Consider the following 15215-nt stretch of genomic DNA (forward strand, 5'->3'; position numbering starts at 1 on the left):
TGCACCCCTCCTCATCCGCCGGGTCGACCACCCGAGTCTAGGGTCCGGCGTCAGAAAGCGGCCCTTCGTGCCGGTCTTGACCGGATTGATCACGAGCAGCTTGACTGTTTCCGCAGCGTTTCGTCCGCGTCACGGCACGTCAGGCCAACGAAGGGACGACCGCATGTCGACCGAGCATGATCCTGCGGCCCTACATCTCTTCGCAGGTAGGGCTGGTGTTTCTCTGGGGCGCCGTCCTCGGGGTCATCACGCAGTGGTTTCTCAATATGGAGATCGGGCGAAACACGCTCGCGACCGGCGAAACCGCACTGACCGGATTCAGCCGGCTGTGGAAACACTCGGGTCTCGTCTTCGCGATCATGACCTACTTCGCGAACCTCTGGCCTGGTTGGGCGACGAGTTCGGCGACGATGGTGACCGGCCAGTTCCCGGATCTCGAATTCGCACTGATGCTGGGTGCGATCGCCTACGCCGGGGCGGGTGGTGGCCAGAATCTCTGCCAGAGCAACTGGATCCGCGACAAGCAGTTCGGCATGGGTGCGTACGTCCCGCGCCTGGTGAGCCCGATCACCGGCCAGGACGAAGCCGCGTCCGCCACCGGTTACGTCTTCGCGCCAACGCAAGGAAACCTTGCCCGCTGCTGGCCGGCGTCACCCAGCCCCTCGTGCTGCTCGTCATCTCCTCCTGCGTGAGCGGCGTCATGATGGCCATCTACGGCGTACTCCTCATCGTCATGAACAAACGGGCACTGCCCCGGCCGATCCAGATCAGGCGGTTCCGCACCGTCATGATCGCCCTGGCGGTGGCCTTCTACGGGACACTTGGCATGATCACGATCGTTCAGCAGGGCCAGAAGCTGTTCGAGTGAACGAATCGACCGGCGCGGCTCGTCGGCAGGAAGGACAGCGCCCCGTGAGCCCGCACACCCGCGACAGCCTCGCCGCCCACCTGCTCGACGAGATCCTCGCTGGGCGGCTCGCCTCGGGAGCCAGGCTCCCGCCCGAACGCACGCTCGCCAGGACGTTCGGCTTGTCCCGCCCGATGGTGCGGGAGGTGCTCCGCGGGCTGGCCGAGCGCGGCTTCGTCGACATCGTGCCGTCTCGCGGCACCTTCGTCCGTGAGCCGCGCTCGACCGACGGCGCACGCTCGCTTGACACGTCGTACCGCCGGCGGAACACCTCGGTTCGCGAACTCCTCGAGACCCGCATGATGGTGGAGGCGTACTCCGCGAGGCTCGCGGCCTGCCACGCGACCGACACGGAGATCCGGGCGATGCGGCGCTGCCTGGACGACTTCGCCACCACCCGGCGGGTGCTCGAGCGGGCCCGGCTCGACCTCGCCTTCCACGCGCTCGTCGTCCGAGCAGGTCACAACACCGTGATCGAGACGATGTACGCCTCGATCACGAGCCTGACCTTCGAGTTGATGCTGCGCAGCCTCTCTGACCGGCAGGCGCGCCAGGCCAGCATCAGCCAGCATGACGAGGTGTGGCAGGCGATCCGCGACCGCGACCCCGACCGGGCCTACGCCGCCATGCGAGAGCACCTCGACCTCACCCGGCAGCTGTACGCCAAGGACCTCGAGCGCCGGGTCGACCAGCTTGCGCTACGCGAACTCCAACGGATGCTCGGCCCTTCGGTCACCCTGGAAGGAATCCTGGACGACGTGGCCCGGCGCCACGCCGCGTTCCAGAACGCTCCTGGCGTGGCGGACGAGCTCAGCTGAAGTACGTACCCCCGTTGAGGTCGAGCACCGCACCAGTGGTGAACGCCCCGAGATCCGAAGCCAGGTAGAGCACGGCGCCGGCCACGTCGTCGGGGAAGCCCGCGCGCCGCAGCGGGGTGCTGTCAACCGCGGCTTGCTGTTCCGCCGCCGGCGTGAATGCCTCGTGGAACGGCGTGTCGAGGATCAGCCCGGGCGCGACGGCGTTGACCGTGATGCCGCGCGGGCCGAGTTCCTTCGCCAGCCCGCGGGTCAACCCGTGCATACCGGCCTTCGCGGCGGCGTACGCGACCGCACCCCGACCGCCGCCGTTGCGGGCGGCGAGGGAGGAGATGTTGATGATCCGGCCGTTGTCCGGCAGGTGTCGCAACGCTGAACGCGAGCAGGCGAACGCGCTGAACAGGTTGACATCGATGACCTGATGCCAGTGCTCGTCGGTCATCGTCGCGATCGGCGTACGTCCGATGAGGCCGCCGGCGTTGTTGACCAGGATGGTGAGCTGCCCACCCAATGCCGCGGCCGCCTCGTCGATCACCTGGTCGACCTGGCCGCTGTCCGTGGCGTCCAGTTCGTACGCCGCTGACCTTCGGCCGAGGTCGGCGATCTCCTTCGCGACCTGCGCGCCGTCGTGGCTGCGGTAGGTCACCGCCACGTCGGCGCCGGCGGCGGCCAGCGCCAGCGCCACGCCTCTGCCGATACCGGTCGCTCCGCCGGTGACGAGCGCGGACTTTCCGCTGAGGTCGAGCTCCATGCGAATCACCTTTCTGTACGGCGATGTGGCCGTGGACGTCGGCTAGGCGAGGACGGTGACGGAGGCCGCGGGTACGGCGTACCGCAAGGGTTCCTTGCGCAGGAAGCGCACGATCTCCGAGACCATCGCATCCCCCTGGCGGCGGTGCGAGTCGAGCGTGTGCCCAGCCGTGTGCGGCGAGATGATCGCGTTCGGCACCTTCCGCCATTCGCTGTCTGGCGGCAGTGGCTCACTGGGGAACACGTCGAGGGTCGCCGTGATCCGGCCCGCCTGCAACTCGGCCAGCAGCGCGTCCGGCTCGACCAGACCACCACGCGCGCTGTTGACCAGCAAGGCGCCGTCCCGCATCAGGCGGAGCTCCCGCGCGCCCAACAGATTGCGAGTTTCCGGCAGGAGTGGCGCGTGGAGGGTGACCACCTCGCTGCGCCGGAGGAGGTCGTCGAGATCGAGCAACTCAACACCGAGGGCATCCGCCTGCTCGCTGGACAGCAGCGGATCACTGACCAGGATGGTGGCACCGAACGCCCGTAGGAGCTGGATCACCGCCTGGCCGGTGCGGCTCGCGCCCACCACGCCGACGGTGCGCGCCCCGAGCAGCCGTCCGGGATGCTCGGTGCGGAGGTCGCCCCACGCAGCGCCGTTGCGGAGCCCCTGGTCATGGCGGTGGAGTTCGCGCAGGCTGGAAAGCATCTGGAGGACGACGAGTTCGGCCACTGAGTCGGCGATCAGAGCCGCTGCCTGGCAGACGATGAGCCGATCACCGACCGCCTCCTGGGGAACGAGGTTGCGGATACTTCCGGCCGAGTGCGCGACGAGCCGCAGCGACGGGCAGGCCTGGAGCACCTCCGCGTCCAACCGCGGCGTCCCCCATCCGGTCAGGCAGGCTTCCGCACCGTCCAGGAGAGCGGGAAGGTCCCACGTGTCCGGCGTTCCGGTTGCCTGGCGTACGTCCGCCACCGCCCCCAGCCGCTGCTCGGCCTCGCCGGTGAGGACCATCGCGCGGGTGGCCTCGGACAGGAGAACCGCCACCCGGGCGCGGGAATCGCTCGTCATCCGTACTCCTTCGTGCTCAGGCTCTCAGGACTGGCTGGGATACAGGAGAAGTTCGGGCACGTGTGCGCGTGCCGGCAAAGCCATTACCGCCAGGCACATGCGGGCGACGTCCTCCGGCCGCAGGGCCTTGGCCAGCATCTCGGCCGTCGGTGGGGTGGGACGCCTTTCGACCAGGGGCGTGTCGGTGAAACCGGGATAGAGGACCGAGACGCGCACACCGTTCGCGCGTTCTTCCTCCATCGTCGCGTGTGCCAGGGCCGCGACACCCGCCTTGCTGGCTTGGTATCCCACCCCGGAGACATCGGGCTTCTTCGCGGCCGAGGAGGAGATGTGGAGCAGGAGGCCGTCGCCTTGCGCCCGGAACACCGGCAGCACCGCCTGGGTGAGCACGAACGCCGCGTCGAGGTTGGTCGAGATGAGGTCGCGCCAACCCTCCATTGACAGGGCGGTGAGAGCGCGTTCCTTGAGATTGGTTCCGACACTGTTGAGGAGAATGTCGAGCCGGCCGAAACGCTCGACCGCCGCCGCGACCGCGGCCGCCGCGGCATGTGGATCGGTGGCATCGCCGGTGACACCGACCGCCTCGCCACCATCGCCGGTGATCGCCTTCTCCACCTCGGCCAGCGCCTCCGCCCGGCGGGCGAAGAGCACCAGCCTGGCACCCGCAGCAGCCGCCGCGAGCGCCGTCGCGCGGCCCATGCCGCTGCTCGCACCGGCGACCACGATCACCTTGCCCGCAAGCTCGTTGGCCATCACGAGACCACCTCGGCGGCCTGGACGGAGGCCGAACTGCCTGCTGTCAGGAGTCGCTTGACATAGCGGAGGTCGGTGCGGGTCTGGTCGAGCACCTGCGGGTACGGCAGGTGGTAGTGGCTGTGCAGCGACAGCGGGCCGGCGTACTCGATCCCGTTGAGATACGCCAGGATGTCGGGCCACGGCACCATGCCGTCCGCAAGGCCGAGCCAGTCCGACCGCCACCCGCGTTGGCCGGAGTCCGCTGTCTCGCCGGCGAACCACCCGCCGTTCTTCACGCCCACGCAGGCAAGCCACGGCCCCAGCAGGTCGAAGGTCAGGCGCCAGTCCTCGCGGCCGTCCTGCACCGCCTGGTTTCCGGGGTCGGGATAGGCGCCGAGTTGCGCGGGAAGGTGGCCGTCGAGCAATGCTCGGGTCAGGGCCCCGGAGGAATGGATCGTCCCACCGTGCAGCTGGATGGCGAGCCGGACTCCGTGGCGGGCCGCGAGATCGACCAGCTGGGCAAGGTGTTCGCGGGCCTCGTCCTTGACGCTGGCGTACGGCCGGGTTCCGTCGTACTTCCAGTATCCAAGGCGGACGAGCTCGATGCCGGCGTCCGCGCAGGCGCCCAACACCTTGTCCGCCGGAAACGCAGCCGGATCGGCAAGGTCGGTGGTCGCCATCGGGACGGAGAGGCCGTTGTTTCGCAGGCGATCGGCGGCTTGGGCGATCTGGTCGGCGCTTTCGGGATCGACGGTGAATCCTGGCCGGATCAGCAGGTCGATGCCGTCGAAGCCGAGGTCGGCGGCCGTATCGGCGATCTCGCCAACCGGCCGATCCTCGAACAGCTTCGTGAAGAGAACGGTCTGCATCAGTGGGCGCTCCGATGGTCGTTCGCGGGAAGGGTGGTGGCGAAGGCGGCCGTTGACGCGCGTGCGACCAGCTGTGGCGGCATCACGGCCGAGATTGGTTGCTCGTCTTCGTTCTCGTCGCCGGTGTCCCGCCGGATCGCTTCGATCGCGAAGCGAGCCATGTCGTCGAGCGGTTGCCGGACGGTCGTCAGGGGCGGGTTGAAGAGTGGGGCGAGGACGATGTCGTCGAAGCCGACGACCGAAAGGCCATGGTGCTCGCCGGGTATCGCCAGGCCGGCTGCCCGGGCGGTGGCGCAGGCCCCGATCGCGTACATGTCGTTGATGGTCACGACCGCCGACGGCGGCTCCGGGAGGTCGAGCAGGGCCGCCATGCCCTGCCGGCCGAGTTCGGCGCTGTCAATGTCGCCGTACCCGTTGCCCTCGCCGGCCCAGACGAGTTCGTCGCGGAAGGGAACGCCCGCCCGCTCCAGCGCCGCGCGGTACCCCGCAAGGCGTCGTTGACGGCTCACGGTGGCGATCGCGCCGGAGATGAAGCCGATCCGGCGATGGCCGAAAGCGAGCAGATGCTCGGTCGCCAGCTGGCCGCCGAGCAGGTTGTCGACGCTGACGCTTGCCAGGTTGGGCGGGTCGGCGGGTTGGCGTTCCCGGTCGAACGCCACCAGCCGCAGGCCGCGCTCCATCAGCGGTCGCAGGTGATCCAGCGATAGCAGGGACGTGCCGATGATGACCGCGCGGATGCCGCCGGCCCAGAGTTCGTCGACGTACGCGCGTTCGCGCTCCGGATCGCGTTCGCTGTTACACAGAAGCACCTGGTCGCCGTGCCGCATCGCCACGGACTCGACCGCGCGGGCGAAGCTGCCCCAGAACGGGTTCGCGACGGACGGAACGACGAGGCCGAACGCCTGGGCCTGACCGGTCCGCAACTGCCGGGCGACCCGGCTCGGGCGGTAGCCGAGCTCGTCGATCGCGCGGGTGATCCGCGCTTTGGTCCGTGGTCGCATCCGGCCGTCACGGCCGTTGAGGAGATTCGAGACCGTGCTCGGCGAGACGCGCGCGGCCTGCGCGACATCCCGGATCGTCACCTCCCGCTTCATGCCCTCACCCCCGAGCGCCGATTGGTGTAACGATGCACGAATGTAACGTTGCACCAGCGCATGGTCACGTCCTTCGTCCGGATCCGGCAGCCCTCTCAGCCCTCTCAGCCCTCTCCGCCCTCGACCTTCGGCCGTCCGCCTCTTTGCCCTCTGCCCGGGCTGGGCCACCGCGGCCGCCCCGTGATCATGATCTTGTCCATGAAGGGTTTCGGGACGTATAGCCCTATCTGGCTTCATGATCACGGAACGCAGGGCCTGAGAGCGGGCCCTGCGGCAGGTCCAGGCGCCGAGACAGAGACGTCAAGGAATGCTTGCAGTCAAACACCGTGCGACACATAGCAACCAGCCCGCCGCGACGCGCGCGTAATCGCGGTACCGCTGCGGAGCCGGCTCGCGCTACGGCATGCTGGCGGCATGGCCAGGATGACCCGCGAGGAAGCTCTGAGGTTCCTCGCGGAAGGCGCGCGTACCGGTCACCTCGCTACCGCGACCCGTTCCGGCTCACCGCACGTGGCACCGGTCTGGTTCGTGGTCAGTGACGGCGACATCGTGTTCACCACCGGCCGCGACACGGTCAAGGGCCGCCACCTTCGGGCCAATCCGCGAGCCGCCCTCACCGCCGACGACAGGACTACCCCCACACGTTCGTCGTTGTCCGTGGACCGGTCAGCCTTGACGAGCACGCGGCCGATCTACTGACCTGGACGACCAGGCTCGCCTCGCGGTATGTCCCGGCCGGCCGGGGCGAGGAGTACGGCAGGCGCAATGCGGTCGAGGGCGAGCTCCTCTGCCGGCTGCGGCCGGAGCGGGTCGCCGGAGTACACGACATCGCACTCTGAGGCAGCGGAGCCGGCGCGTGAGGTCACGGCCGTTAGACCCGAGTTGTCAGAGGTTTCTCGGTCTCTTAGCGAGAAACCTCTGACAACCCGGCAATGGGACGGCGCGGGCTCAGGCCTTCACGTCGTCCGTCGTCAAGACGTTGTTGACGCGGCGCGGGATGCCGAGGAGGTTCTCGTCACGGAGCGCCTCCGGCAGCGCGGCCTGCGGCATGCTCTGGTAGCTCACCGGGCGCAGGAACCTCCGGATCGCGGTCGTACCCACCGACGTGTGGATCGACGCGGTGGTCGCCGGCCACGAACCGCCGTGGTGCATGGCGTACGTCACCGAAACGCCGGTCGGCCAGCCATTCCACAGCAGCCGGCCAGCGCGGTCGCGGAGCACGTCGAGCAGTGGCGCCACGGCGTCCGCCTCCGACTCCTCGCCCTGCACGGTCGCGGTGAGGTTGCCCGCGAACGCCGACGCCGCCGCGAGAAGTTCGTCGTCCTCTGCGTACTCCACGACCAGGGACACCGGCCCGAAGCACTCCTCCAGCAGCGCGTCGGCGTGCTCGAGCAGCACCGGCACCGTCGTCTTGACCAGGCTGGGCGCGGTCACGAGTCCGTCAGCCGCGCCGTCGACGAGGACAGACACGCCGGGGACGGCGGCCAGGCGTTCGAGGCCGTCGGAGTAGCCCTCGGCGATCCGGCCGTTCAGCAGCGGCGCGGGGTTGATGCCGCGCACCGCCGACACGATCGTCTCGTCAAGACCGTGACCCGCCGGGAGGAACAGCAGCCCCGGCTTGGTGCAGAACTGCCCGACCCCCAGCGTGAACGACGCCGCGTAGCCGGAGGCGATCTCCTCACCCCGCGCCGCCAGCGCGCCGGGCGTCACGAACACCGGGTTGAGGCTGCCCAACTCGCCGTAGAACGGAATCGGGTCCGGCCGCGACGACGCCAGCTCGAACAACGCCCGCCCACCCGGAATCGACCCGGTGAACGATCCCGCCTTGATCCGGGGATCCTTCAACGCGGCGACCCCGCAGTCGAACCCGAACACCACCGCGAACGTCCCGATCGGCGCCCCACCGTCAACCAGCGCTTGCGCTACGACCTCGCCGGTACGGAGGGACAGCCGTGGGTGCCCGGAGTGGGCCTTCACGATCACTGGGGAGCCGGCCGCCAGCGCGGCCGCGGTGTCGCCACCCGCGACGCTGAACGCGAACGGGAAGTTGCTCGCCGCGTAAACCAGAGCGGGTCCGAGCGGCACGAGCATCCGCCGCAGGTCGGGGCGTGGGCCCATGCCCCAGTCGGGGTCGGCGGGGTCGATGTAGGCCTCGAGGTACGACCCCTCCTCCAGGACCTCGCCGAACAACCGCAGCTGGAACGTCGTACGCGCCAACTCCCCGCGCAGGCGCGCCTCGGGCAGGTGCGACTCCTCCATCGCGAGCGGCACGAGTTTGTCGGCCGCGGCGTCGAGGGCGTCGGCCACGCCGCGGAGCAGCGCGGCGCGCTCGGCCGGACGCAGGTCAGCCAGCGGACGGGCCGCCTCGGCGGCCGACGCGAGGACGCCTTCGAGCTCCTCCGGGGTGGTGTTGGAGATGACGGTGTCGGGCTGGGTCATCGCGCGGCCTCCCGGGCGAACGGATCGGACAGGGCGTCGACGAGCCAGCCGAGTGGCTCCTTGCCGACCACGACGGGGTTCGAGAGTACGCCGACCGCGGCGATCTCGATGTCGACCCGATCACCGGCGGCCAGCGTGAACGACAGCTCGGGGATGATGCCGGTGCCGGTCGCGAGGAACGCACCGTCGGGGAAGGAGTCACCGCGGAAGAGGTAGCCGACGAGTTCGGGGAGGGTACGCCGCATCCGCGCGGTGGACGTCTCGCCCTTCCAGACGGGCTGGCCGTCGCGGACCACGGTGAGCCGGATGTCGAGCGCGCGGGCGTCCTCGACCTCCCAGGCGAGACGGATCCCCGCGGAGAGCGCGCAGCTGCCGGCGTAGACCTTCGCCTGTGGGAGGTAGAGCGGGTTCTCGCCCTCGATGACGCGGGAGCTCACGTCGTTGCACACGACGTACCCCACGATCTCGCCGGCGGTGTTGGCCACGACGCCGAGCTCGGGTTCGGGTACGTCGAGGCCGGAGTCGGCGCGGATCCCGATGGGCTCACCGTGGGTGACGACCCGCCAGGCGACGGACTTGAAGAACAGCTCCGGCCGCTCGGCGTCGTACACCTTCTCGTACACCGACTTCTCGGTGCTCTCCTCGACGCGCGCCTCCTTGGAGCGCTCGTACGTCACGCCGGAGGCCCACACCTCGGTACGCCCGTCGAGGGGCGGTAGCAACAGCACCGCCGTTTCGTCGAGGCCGGCTTCACCAGCCACCGCGCCGGCGGCTTCGACGCGCTGACGGATCTCGGTCAGCGGAAGCCGTAGCAGGCTCGCGATGTCGCTCACTCCGGCCAGGGGGACGACCCGGCCCTCACGACGGACACCCACCCGGACGGCACGGTCCGTGCGGTCGGCGTAGCGGACGATCTCCACGGGACGCCCCTCTCTGTGTCGGTTCCGGTCTCTGTCGGCCCCGGCCAGCAGTCATCAGATGTTTCGTCGCCGGCGCTCAGTCTTGCAAACGAGCGTCCCACCAGGTCACCCGGGCCCTGCCGACTCCGGCCAGTTCCGGCCGGCCGGAAACGCCGGGCCTGACAGCACCGCCTTCAGCCGCGGTGACCCAGCCGCGTGGACAGGCTTACCGCCCCCTGCGCGACCAGTTCGGCGAGCTCACCGGCCCGTTTCCGCGACCACCGCATGGTCGGGACCGAGATGCTCATCGCGGCGACGATCCTGCCGCTCCGGTCAGCGACCGGTGCCGCGACGCAGGCCACCGCCTCGTTGGACTCGCAGAACTCCTCCGCGATGCCGCGACCACGGATCCGCGCGAGGCGGGTACGGAGTTGCTCCGGTGAGGCGATGCTCCGCTCCGTGAGCGCCGGGAGGTTCCGTCCGATCGGGAACAGCTCGTCCAGCCGGTTGTCCTCGAGTGCGGCCAGCAGCATCAGACCGACCGCGGTGCAGTGGGCCGGAAGCCGGCGGCCGACCGCGGAGACCATGCGGACCGGATGGGTACTGTCCGCCTTCGCGACGTAGACCACGGACGAGCCGTCGAGCACCGCGACGTGGACCGTCTCGTCGCAGGCCGCCGCCACCTCGGCCGCCACGGTCTGACCTTCGCGGGTGAGGTCCATGCGTTCGGCGTACGCCGCGCCGAGGTGGAACGCCCCGACCCCGAGCCGGAAGCGGTGCGGCTGGCCCGGCACCGGCGTGAGATAGGAACGCTCGACCAGCGTGCCGACCAGCTCGTGCACCGACGTACGCGGAAACCCCAGCTGGGCATGGATCTCGGGGATGGAAAGCTCTTCTTTGGTTCCGAAGAGTTCGAGGATGTCGAGTGCGCGCATGACCGCGGGTACTGATCTCCCCACGCTCCCCCCTTCGTACCGCAACGCGTACCAGGCGATGAACAGAGCTTGACGTCACGGATGGCGGCTGGACAACATGTCCGAGTATACGAATGTCGTTCGAAATACCGAACACTCCGGAGGATGAATCCGTGGCCGGCACACCAGCCTCGCACCTACTGGACAACCTCCGCCTTCCACGTCGCGACCTGGGAGAACTACCCGCGTCCAGCAAGCGATTTCCGGACGGCGTCCGCTACCGGATCGAGATCCCGAGCACCGAAGGTCCGCGCTGCCTCGCGGCCGCGCTCGAAGAAGCCGAACGACTCGATGTTCCCGTACGCCGGATCTCCCAGGGCAGCGGCGTCTTCCTGCTGACCGACGGCGAACTCGACGAGATGGTCGAGCAGGCCGACGCCGCCGGTATCGAGATCAGCCTCTTCGCCCGTCCCTGCGCCGGATGGGGTGTCTCCGCGACCGCCCGCTCGCTGGCCGGGAGCGGGTTCGCCGCGGCCGCGCACGGGCAGGACCAGGTGGCCGCCGTTCTCGACGACATCCTGCGCGCCGCCGACCACGGTGTCCGCAGCGTGCTGATCTCCGACCTCGGAGTACTCGCGGCGTTCGGCAAACTACGGGCCAGCGGCGACCTGCCCTCCGACATGCAGGCCAAGATCTCGGTGATGCTGCCGATCACCAACGCGGCCACCGCGCGGGTGCTGGAGGACCTCGGCGCCGACACGCTCAACGTCGCGACCGACCTCAGCCTGGCGCAGATCGCCGCGATCCGTTCTGCCGTTGACATTCCGCTGGACGTCTATGTCGAGGCGCCGGACAACCTGGGCGGCTTCGTACGCCATCACGAGATCCCCCAGCTCATCGAGGTCGCGGCGCCGGTGTATGTCAAGTTCGGCTTGCGCAACGCTCCCGACGTCTACCCGGCCGGGACCCACCTGGAAGCCACCACGGTCGCGTTGACTCGAGAACGTGTACGCCGGGCACGCCTTGGTCTGGATCTGCTCAGGAGGTACGGCGTCGACGAGGCGACGTCCAAGCCGCGAGCCGCCGGCCTCGCGCTGCCGGTGCGCCCGGGCGTCAGATAACCCCGCCGTTGGCGTAGATCACCTGTCCGTTGATCCAGCGGGCCGGACCGGCGAGGAAGGCGACCACCTCGGCGATGTCAGTGGGCATTCCGAGCCGTTCCAGCGGCGCCAGGTGCGCCAACTGGTCGATCGTGCCCTGATCCTTGCCGTCCAGGAACAGCGGTGTCGCCGTGGGGCCGGGCGCCACGGCGTTCACCGTGATGTCCCGGCCACGCAACTCCCTGGCGAGGATGAGGGTGATCGCGTCCACCGCGCCCTTGGTGGCCGCGTACGCGGCGTAGGACGGCAGGGCGAGCTTGACCACCGACGAGGAGAAGTTGATGATCGCCCCGCCGGTACGGATCCGGCGGGCCGCCTGCTGGTCGACCACGAAGGTGCCGCGGATGTTGACGCGGTGCATACGGTCGAGATCGGCCAGGTCAAGCTCCGCGAGCGGGGAGAGGAGCATGATCCCCGCCGCGTGGACAACGACGTCGACGCCGCCGTACCGCCGCTCGGTCTCGTCGAAGAGCGCGGCCACCTGGTCCTCGTCGGCGACATCGGCCTGGTAGCTGCTCGCGGTGCCGCCCTGCTTGGTGATGGACTCCACGACTTCCTCAGCACGGGCAGGGTTTCCCGCGTAGTTGACGAGAAGGCTCATCCCGTCGGTGGCGAGCCGCTCGGCGACCGCGCGGCCGATGCCACCGGAAGCCCCGGTGACGAGGGCAACCCTCCTGGTCATGACGAAACTCCGATCAGGGAAAGGACTTTCGGACCGTCCCGGTTCAGCGGCTGAGGAAGTCGAGCAGCGCGGGGTTGACCTCGTCCGGATGAGTCCAGGCGATGTTGTGCGGCCCACCCTTCACAGTGACGAACTCGAGGTCCTTGATCAGGTGGGGCAGCCGGGCCGCGGTGCTTTCGTACGGCAGGATCCGGTCGGCGTCGCCGTGGATCAGAAGCACCGGTACGTCGATCTTGGGCAGGTCCTTCCGGAAGTCGGTGAGCCAGGTGTCCACGCAGGCGTACTCCGCGTAGGCGGACGCGGCGACCGCGACGTTGAAGCTGTTCTGCCAGGCCTGGTCGCTGATCCGGGTTCCGGCGAAGGTGTCGACGTTGTAGAAGTTGTCCAGGAAGTCCTTCATATAGGCGGGACGGTCCTTCACCACAGCCGCCTTGATCCCGTCGAACACCGACTGCTCGACCCCCTCAGGATTTTCGTCCGTCTTGAGTAGGAACGGTGGGATCGCCCCCATCAGCACCGCCTTGCGTACCCCGGCCGAGCCGTAGGTGGCTGCTGATCGGCGCGCCGCGTGCCCTTCTCCACCTTCGTCCGCCACCGCGGTCGTGCCATCGCACAAAGACGTGCGATCAACGGTCCGTCCTGCCCTGGCGGCTACCCCCGCCATCGCGTAACGCAGGCGGACAGCGTGGCGCGCCAGTCTCGTGATGGGCGGGCCAGCTCAGATCGTGGAAACTCCGTGGTGCTATAACACCCCGGAGTTTCCACAGTCTTCTTGAAGTGGAGCGAATGCGAGACTCATTCGGGGGCTCATGCTCTGTGTCGCCACCAAGCAAGGCGAATTCAGCGTGCTTCGTGGAGAGGTACCGCGTGAGGTCGCGGCTGTCTCGAATGGCGTACACCCGGATGTATCGGATAGTGAGAAGCTAGGGTTCTGTCTCACATTGTGTACACCCTTGGCGGACCTCACGCGGCAAGTCCCCACCTCACTAGGCGAATTTGCCTTGCCTGGTGGGGATATGCGCCGCCTCGCACCGGAGAGGGTGTACACAATGTGAGACAGCCGGCACCTCAGCAAGCTCAGGGCCATCGACGAGCATGGCGGCCTCTCAAAAGCCAGCGCTGGCGGCCGCACGCGGGATATCTCGCCCGGCCTCTGTCAGATCTGGGTGGAGGTCCAGCGTTCGATGACCTCGCCCAGCACTGTCAAGGGTAGGTTGCCGTGGCCGAGGACGGCATCGTGGAAGTCCCTGATCGAGAACCCCGAACCAAGCTCGCGTTCGGCTTCTGCCCGAAGGCGCCGGATCTCCAGCCGGCCGACCATGTAGCCGAGCGCCTGACCCGGCCAGCCGATGTACCGGTCAACTTCGTTCTCGATGTTCTTATGGGTAAGCGCACTGTGGTCGAGCATGTAACCGACCGCCTGGTCGCGGGTCCAGCCGCGGGCATGCAGGCCGGTGTCAACGACGAGTCGACACGCCCGCCAGAAGTCGAACGACACCATTCCCAGGCGATGCACCTCGTCGGTGTAGAGCCCCAGCTCGTCGGCGAGGCGTTCGGTGTAAAGCGCCCAGCCTTCGGTGTACGCCGTCACATGCGCGTGCCGCCGGAAGTCGCACAGCTCAGAAAGCTCATACTGCAAGGCGATCTGCGTGTGGTGGCCGGGTACCGACTCGTGGAAGGCGAGGGTCTGCGCTTCGAACCTCGGCCGGGTGTGCGGCTGGTACGTGTTGATCCAGTAGGTGCCCGGCCGCGAGCCATCCAGGGCGGGCCACTGGTAATGCCCAAGGTCGCCGTTCTCCACCTCGTGCGGCCCCATCGGCACCACCTGGCATCCCACCCGGGGCAGCCGGCCGATATACGCCGGCAGTGCTGCCTCCGCTCGCGCCAGTGCATCCCGGGCCGCCGCCGCCACCTCCTCGGAGGAACCGAAGAACAGCGCGGGATCGGTGCGCAGGCGACCGGTGATCTCGGCGAGGTCGCTGGTCCCGAAGACGCGTTCGCCGCGTTCTCTCATCTCCTCGATGAGTTCCCGTACCAGGTCGAGACCGAGTTGGTGAAGCTCGTCGATCGTGTGGTCTGTGGTCGTATGCCCGGCTGCCAGCTGCCCATAGAGTTCGGTCCCACCGGGCAGATGCGCGATGCCGGGCTGCTCGTCTGGTCGTGCGTCGGGGAGGACCTCCGCCACCAGCACGTCGCGGTACCCCGCGAGGGCCGGGCGTACCTCGTCCCCTATCACCGCGGCGAGCTTGTCCCGCCATGCCGGTGACGCCTCACCGTCCGGATCGGGTACGCCGAGCAGCGGATCCGCCGCCAGTGGCGCCGAGAGGTATGCCGTGAGCTGGTCAACGGCGTTCACCACCAGTCGGCGTACCGGCCGGCGACCGGCGGCCCGACCGAGGCGAAGGCGCTCGGCGGCATCCTCGAGCAAGGTGGGCACCTTCGCGCAGCGTTCGAGGTAGCTGCGCGCGTCCTCCTTCGTACGCACCAGGCTGTGCGGGACGCTCACGATGATCTGCGCCGCGGCACCCGTTTGTGGAATCGGTGTCACGGTGTAGTCCGAGGCCGCAGCCTCGATGGCGAGCAGGCCGTCGGCGACCTTGCGCCGCAGGACCGCCACAGTGATCCGGCGTTCGTCGTCCAGCAGGCTCTCGTCGATCGCGGCCGCGCGGTCACGCAGGTTCGCCAGCTCCGCCTGCCGCCGCCGCGTTCCCTCGACGCTCAGGTCGGGCAGCTCCGGGGCGTACTCCGCATAGCCGATCTGGCTTGCGTACAAGGGAGACCAGGAAAGCTGACGCCGGAACATCTCATCAGCGAGGCGGTCGAGCTCGTCAGCAGCGGCGGACTCACCCGTCGCATCCGTCCCTGGCACCACGTTTCCCTCCGCCGGTTCTGACATC

Annotated in this window: 16 protein-coding genes; 5 read left to right on the plus strand and 11 right to left on the minus strand. The window is 68.7% G+C overall.

Going from position 1 to position 15215, the window contains the following annotated elements; all coding sequences use genetic code 11:
• The first annotated feature begins 176 nt into the window (after window positions 1-176).
• The 3 genes from B141_RS0106790 to B141_RS39280 are packed head-to-tail and all read left to right on the plus strand — an operon-like array spanning window position 177 to window position 1725.
• A complete protein-coding gene (locus B141_RS0106790; protein WP_026256979.1) occupies window positions 177-692 on the plus strand; it encodes an Nramp family divalent metal transporter in 516 nt (171 codons plus the stop codon).
• Window positions 689-868: a hypothetical protein gene (locus B141_RS51305; protein ID WP_026256980.1), complete on the plus strand. Its 180-nt coding sequence runs from the start codon at window positions 689-691 to the stop codon at window positions 866-868. Before B141_RS0106790 ends, B141_RS51305 begins: the two co-directional genes overlap by 4 nt.
• 44 nt (window positions 869-912) lie before the next feature.
• Window positions 913-1725 (plus strand): FadR/GntR family transcriptional regulator, encoded by an 813-nt coding sequence (locus B141_RS39280; protein ID WP_020574406.1) that lies wholly within the window; start codon window positions 913-915, stop codon window positions 1723-1725.
• Here the strand turns inward: B141_RS39280 and B141_RS0106805 are convergent.
• The 5 genes from B141_RS0106805 to B141_RS0106825 are packed head-to-tail and all read right to left on the minus strand — an operon-like array spanning window position 1718 to window position 6224.
• Window positions 1718-2473, minus strand: a complete 756-nt coding sequence (locus B141_RS0106805; RefSeq protein ID WP_020574407.1) for an SDR family NAD(P)-dependent oxidoreductase — start codon at window positions 2471-2473, stop codon at window positions 1718-1720. The two genes, B141_RS39280 and B141_RS0106805, sit on opposite strands and share 8 nt — an antisense overlap.
• Before the next feature lie 42 nt (window positions 2474-2515).
• Window positions 2516-3526 carry a hydroxyacid dehydrogenase gene (locus tag B141_RS0106810; protein WP_020574408.1) on the minus strand — a complete coding sequence of 337 codons (1011 nt, stop codon included), beginning with the start codon at window positions 3524-3526 and terminating at the stop codon, window positions 2516-2518.
• A 24-nt stretch (window positions 3527-3550) separates the two neighbouring features.
• Window positions 3551-4279, minus strand: a complete 729-nt coding sequence (locus B141_RS0106815; protein ID WP_020574409.1) for an SDR family oxidoreductase — start codon at window positions 4277-4279, stop codon at window positions 3551-3553.
• Window positions 4279-5130: a sugar phosphate isomerase/epimerase family protein gene (locus B141_RS39285; RefSeq protein WP_020574410.1), complete on the minus strand. Its 852-nt coding sequence runs from the start codon at window positions 5128-5130 to the stop codon at window positions 4279-4281. The genes B141_RS0106815 and B141_RS39285 overlap by 1 nt, the downstream gene beginning before the upstream one ends.
• Complete coding sequence (locus B141_RS0106825) at window positions 5130-6224, minus strand: LacI family DNA-binding transcriptional regulator (protein WP_020574411.1); 1095 nt, start codon at window positions 6222-6224, stop codon at window positions 5130-5132. The genes B141_RS39285 and B141_RS0106825 overlap by 1 nt, the downstream gene beginning before the upstream one ends.
• 414 nt (window positions 6225-6638) lie before the next feature.
• On the opposite strand from B141_RS0106825, the gene B141_RS39290 reads away from it, so the two are divergent.
• On the plus strand, window positions 6639-6923 hold the full coding sequence (locus B141_RS39290; protein ID WP_202805688.1) for a pyridoxamine 5'-phosphate oxidase family protein: 285 nt from the start codon (window positions 6639-6641) through the stop codon (window positions 6921-6923).
• 249 nt (window positions 6924-7172) lie between these two features.
• On the opposite strand, the gene B141_RS0106835 is transcribed toward B141_RS39290, so the two are convergent.
• From B141_RS0106835 to B141_RS0106845, 3 genes are all read right to left on the minus strand, one after another.
• Entirely contained in the window at window positions 7173-8663 is a 1491-nt protein-coding gene (locus B141_RS0106835) for an aldehyde dehydrogenase (NADP(+)) (protein WP_020574412.1), read from the minus strand.
• Window positions 8660-9583 carry a fumarylacetoacetate hydrolase family protein gene (locus B141_RS0106840; RefSeq protein WP_020574413.1) on the minus strand — a complete coding sequence of 308 codons (924 nt, stop codon included), beginning with the start codon at window positions 9581-9583 and terminating at the stop codon, window positions 8660-8662. Before B141_RS0106840 ends, B141_RS0106835 begins: the two co-directional genes overlap by 4 nt.
• Window positions 9584-9756: 173 nt before the next feature.
• On the minus strand, window positions 9757-10521 hold the full coding sequence (locus tag B141_RS0106845; protein WP_026256981.1) for an IclR family transcriptional regulator: 765 nt from the start codon (window positions 10519-10521) through the stop codon (window positions 9757-9759).
• 128 nt (window positions 10522-10649) lie between these two features.
• Between B141_RS0106845 and B141_RS0106850 the strand changes: the two genes are divergently transcribed.
• The gene (locus B141_RS0106850) at window positions 10650-11597 is read left to right on the plus strand and encodes a U32 family peptidase (RefSeq protein WP_040420593.1); all 948 of its coding nucleotides are present in this window, start codon (window positions 10650-10652) and stop codon (window positions 11595-11597) included.
• On the opposite strand, the gene B141_RS0106855 is transcribed toward B141_RS0106850, so the two are convergent.
• From B141_RS0106855 to B141_RS39300, 3 genes are all read right to left on the minus strand, one after another.
• Window positions 11590-12318, minus strand: a complete 729-nt coding sequence (locus B141_RS0106855) for an SDR family oxidoreductase (protein WP_020574416.1) — start codon at window positions 12316-12318, stop codon at window positions 11590-11592. The two genes, B141_RS0106850 and B141_RS0106855, sit on opposite strands and share 8 nt — an antisense overlap.
• A gap of 43 nt (window positions 12319-12361) precedes the next feature.
• A complete protein-coding gene (locus B141_RS39295) occupies window positions 12362-12913 on the minus strand; it encodes an alpha/beta hydrolase (RefSeq protein WP_020574417.1) in 552 nt (183 codons plus the stop codon).
• Window positions 12914-13474: 561 nt separating this feature from the next.
• Window positions 13475-15214: a DUF885 domain-containing protein gene (locus tag B141_RS39300; protein WP_020574418.1), complete on the minus strand. Its 1740-nt coding sequence runs from the start codon at window positions 15212-15214 to the stop codon at window positions 13475-13477.
• Window position 15215: the final 1 nt, after the last annotated feature.

This window comes from Actinopolymorpha alba DSM 45243, assembly GCF_000373925.1.
In the GTDB taxonomy this organism is placed as follows: domain Bacteria; phylum Actinomycetota; class Actinomycetes; order Propionibacteriales; family Actinopolymorphaceae; genus Actinopolymorpha; species Actinopolymorpha alba.

Coding starts and splice junctions, on each gene's coding strand:
- B141_RS0106790 (WP_026256979.1), top strand. CDS start 177: ATGATCCTGCGGCCCTACATCTCTTCGCAGGTAGGGCTGGTGTTTCTC.
- B141_RS0106805 (WP_020574407.1), bottom strand. CDS start 2,473: ATGGAGCTCGACCTCAGCGGAAAGTCCGCGCTCGTCACCGGCGGAGCG.
- B141_RS0106810 (WP_020574408.1), bottom strand. CDS start 3,526: ATGACGAGCGATTCCCGCGCCCGGGTGGCGGTTCTCCTGTCCGAGGCC.
- B141_RS0106815 (WP_020574409.1), bottom strand. CDS start 4,279: ATGGCCAACGAGCTTGCGGGCAAGGTGATCGTGGTCGCCGGTGCGAGC.
- B141_RS39285 (WP_020574410.1), bottom strand. CDS start 5,130: ATGCAGACCGTTCTCTTCACGAAGCTGTTCGAGGATCGGCCGGTTGGC.
- B141_RS0106825 (WP_020574411.1), bottom strand. CDS start 6,224: ATGAAGCGGGAGGTGACGATCCGGGATGTCGCGCAGGCCGCGCGCGTC.
- B141_RS39290 (WP_202805688.1), top strand. CDS start 6,639: ATGGCCAGGATGACCCGCGAGGAAGCTCTGAGGTTCCTCGCGGAAGGC.
- B141_RS0106835 (WP_020574412.1), bottom strand. CDS start 8,663: ATGACCCAGCCCGACACCGTCATCTCCAACACCACCCCGGAGGAGCTC.
- B141_RS0106855 (WP_020574416.1), bottom strand. CDS start 12,318: ATGACCAGGAGGGTTGCCCTCGTCACCGGGGCTTCCGGTGGCATCGGC.
- B141_RS39300 (WP_020574418.1), bottom strand. CDS start 15,214: ATGTCAGAACCGGCGGAGGGAAACGTGGTGCCAGGGACGGATGCGACG.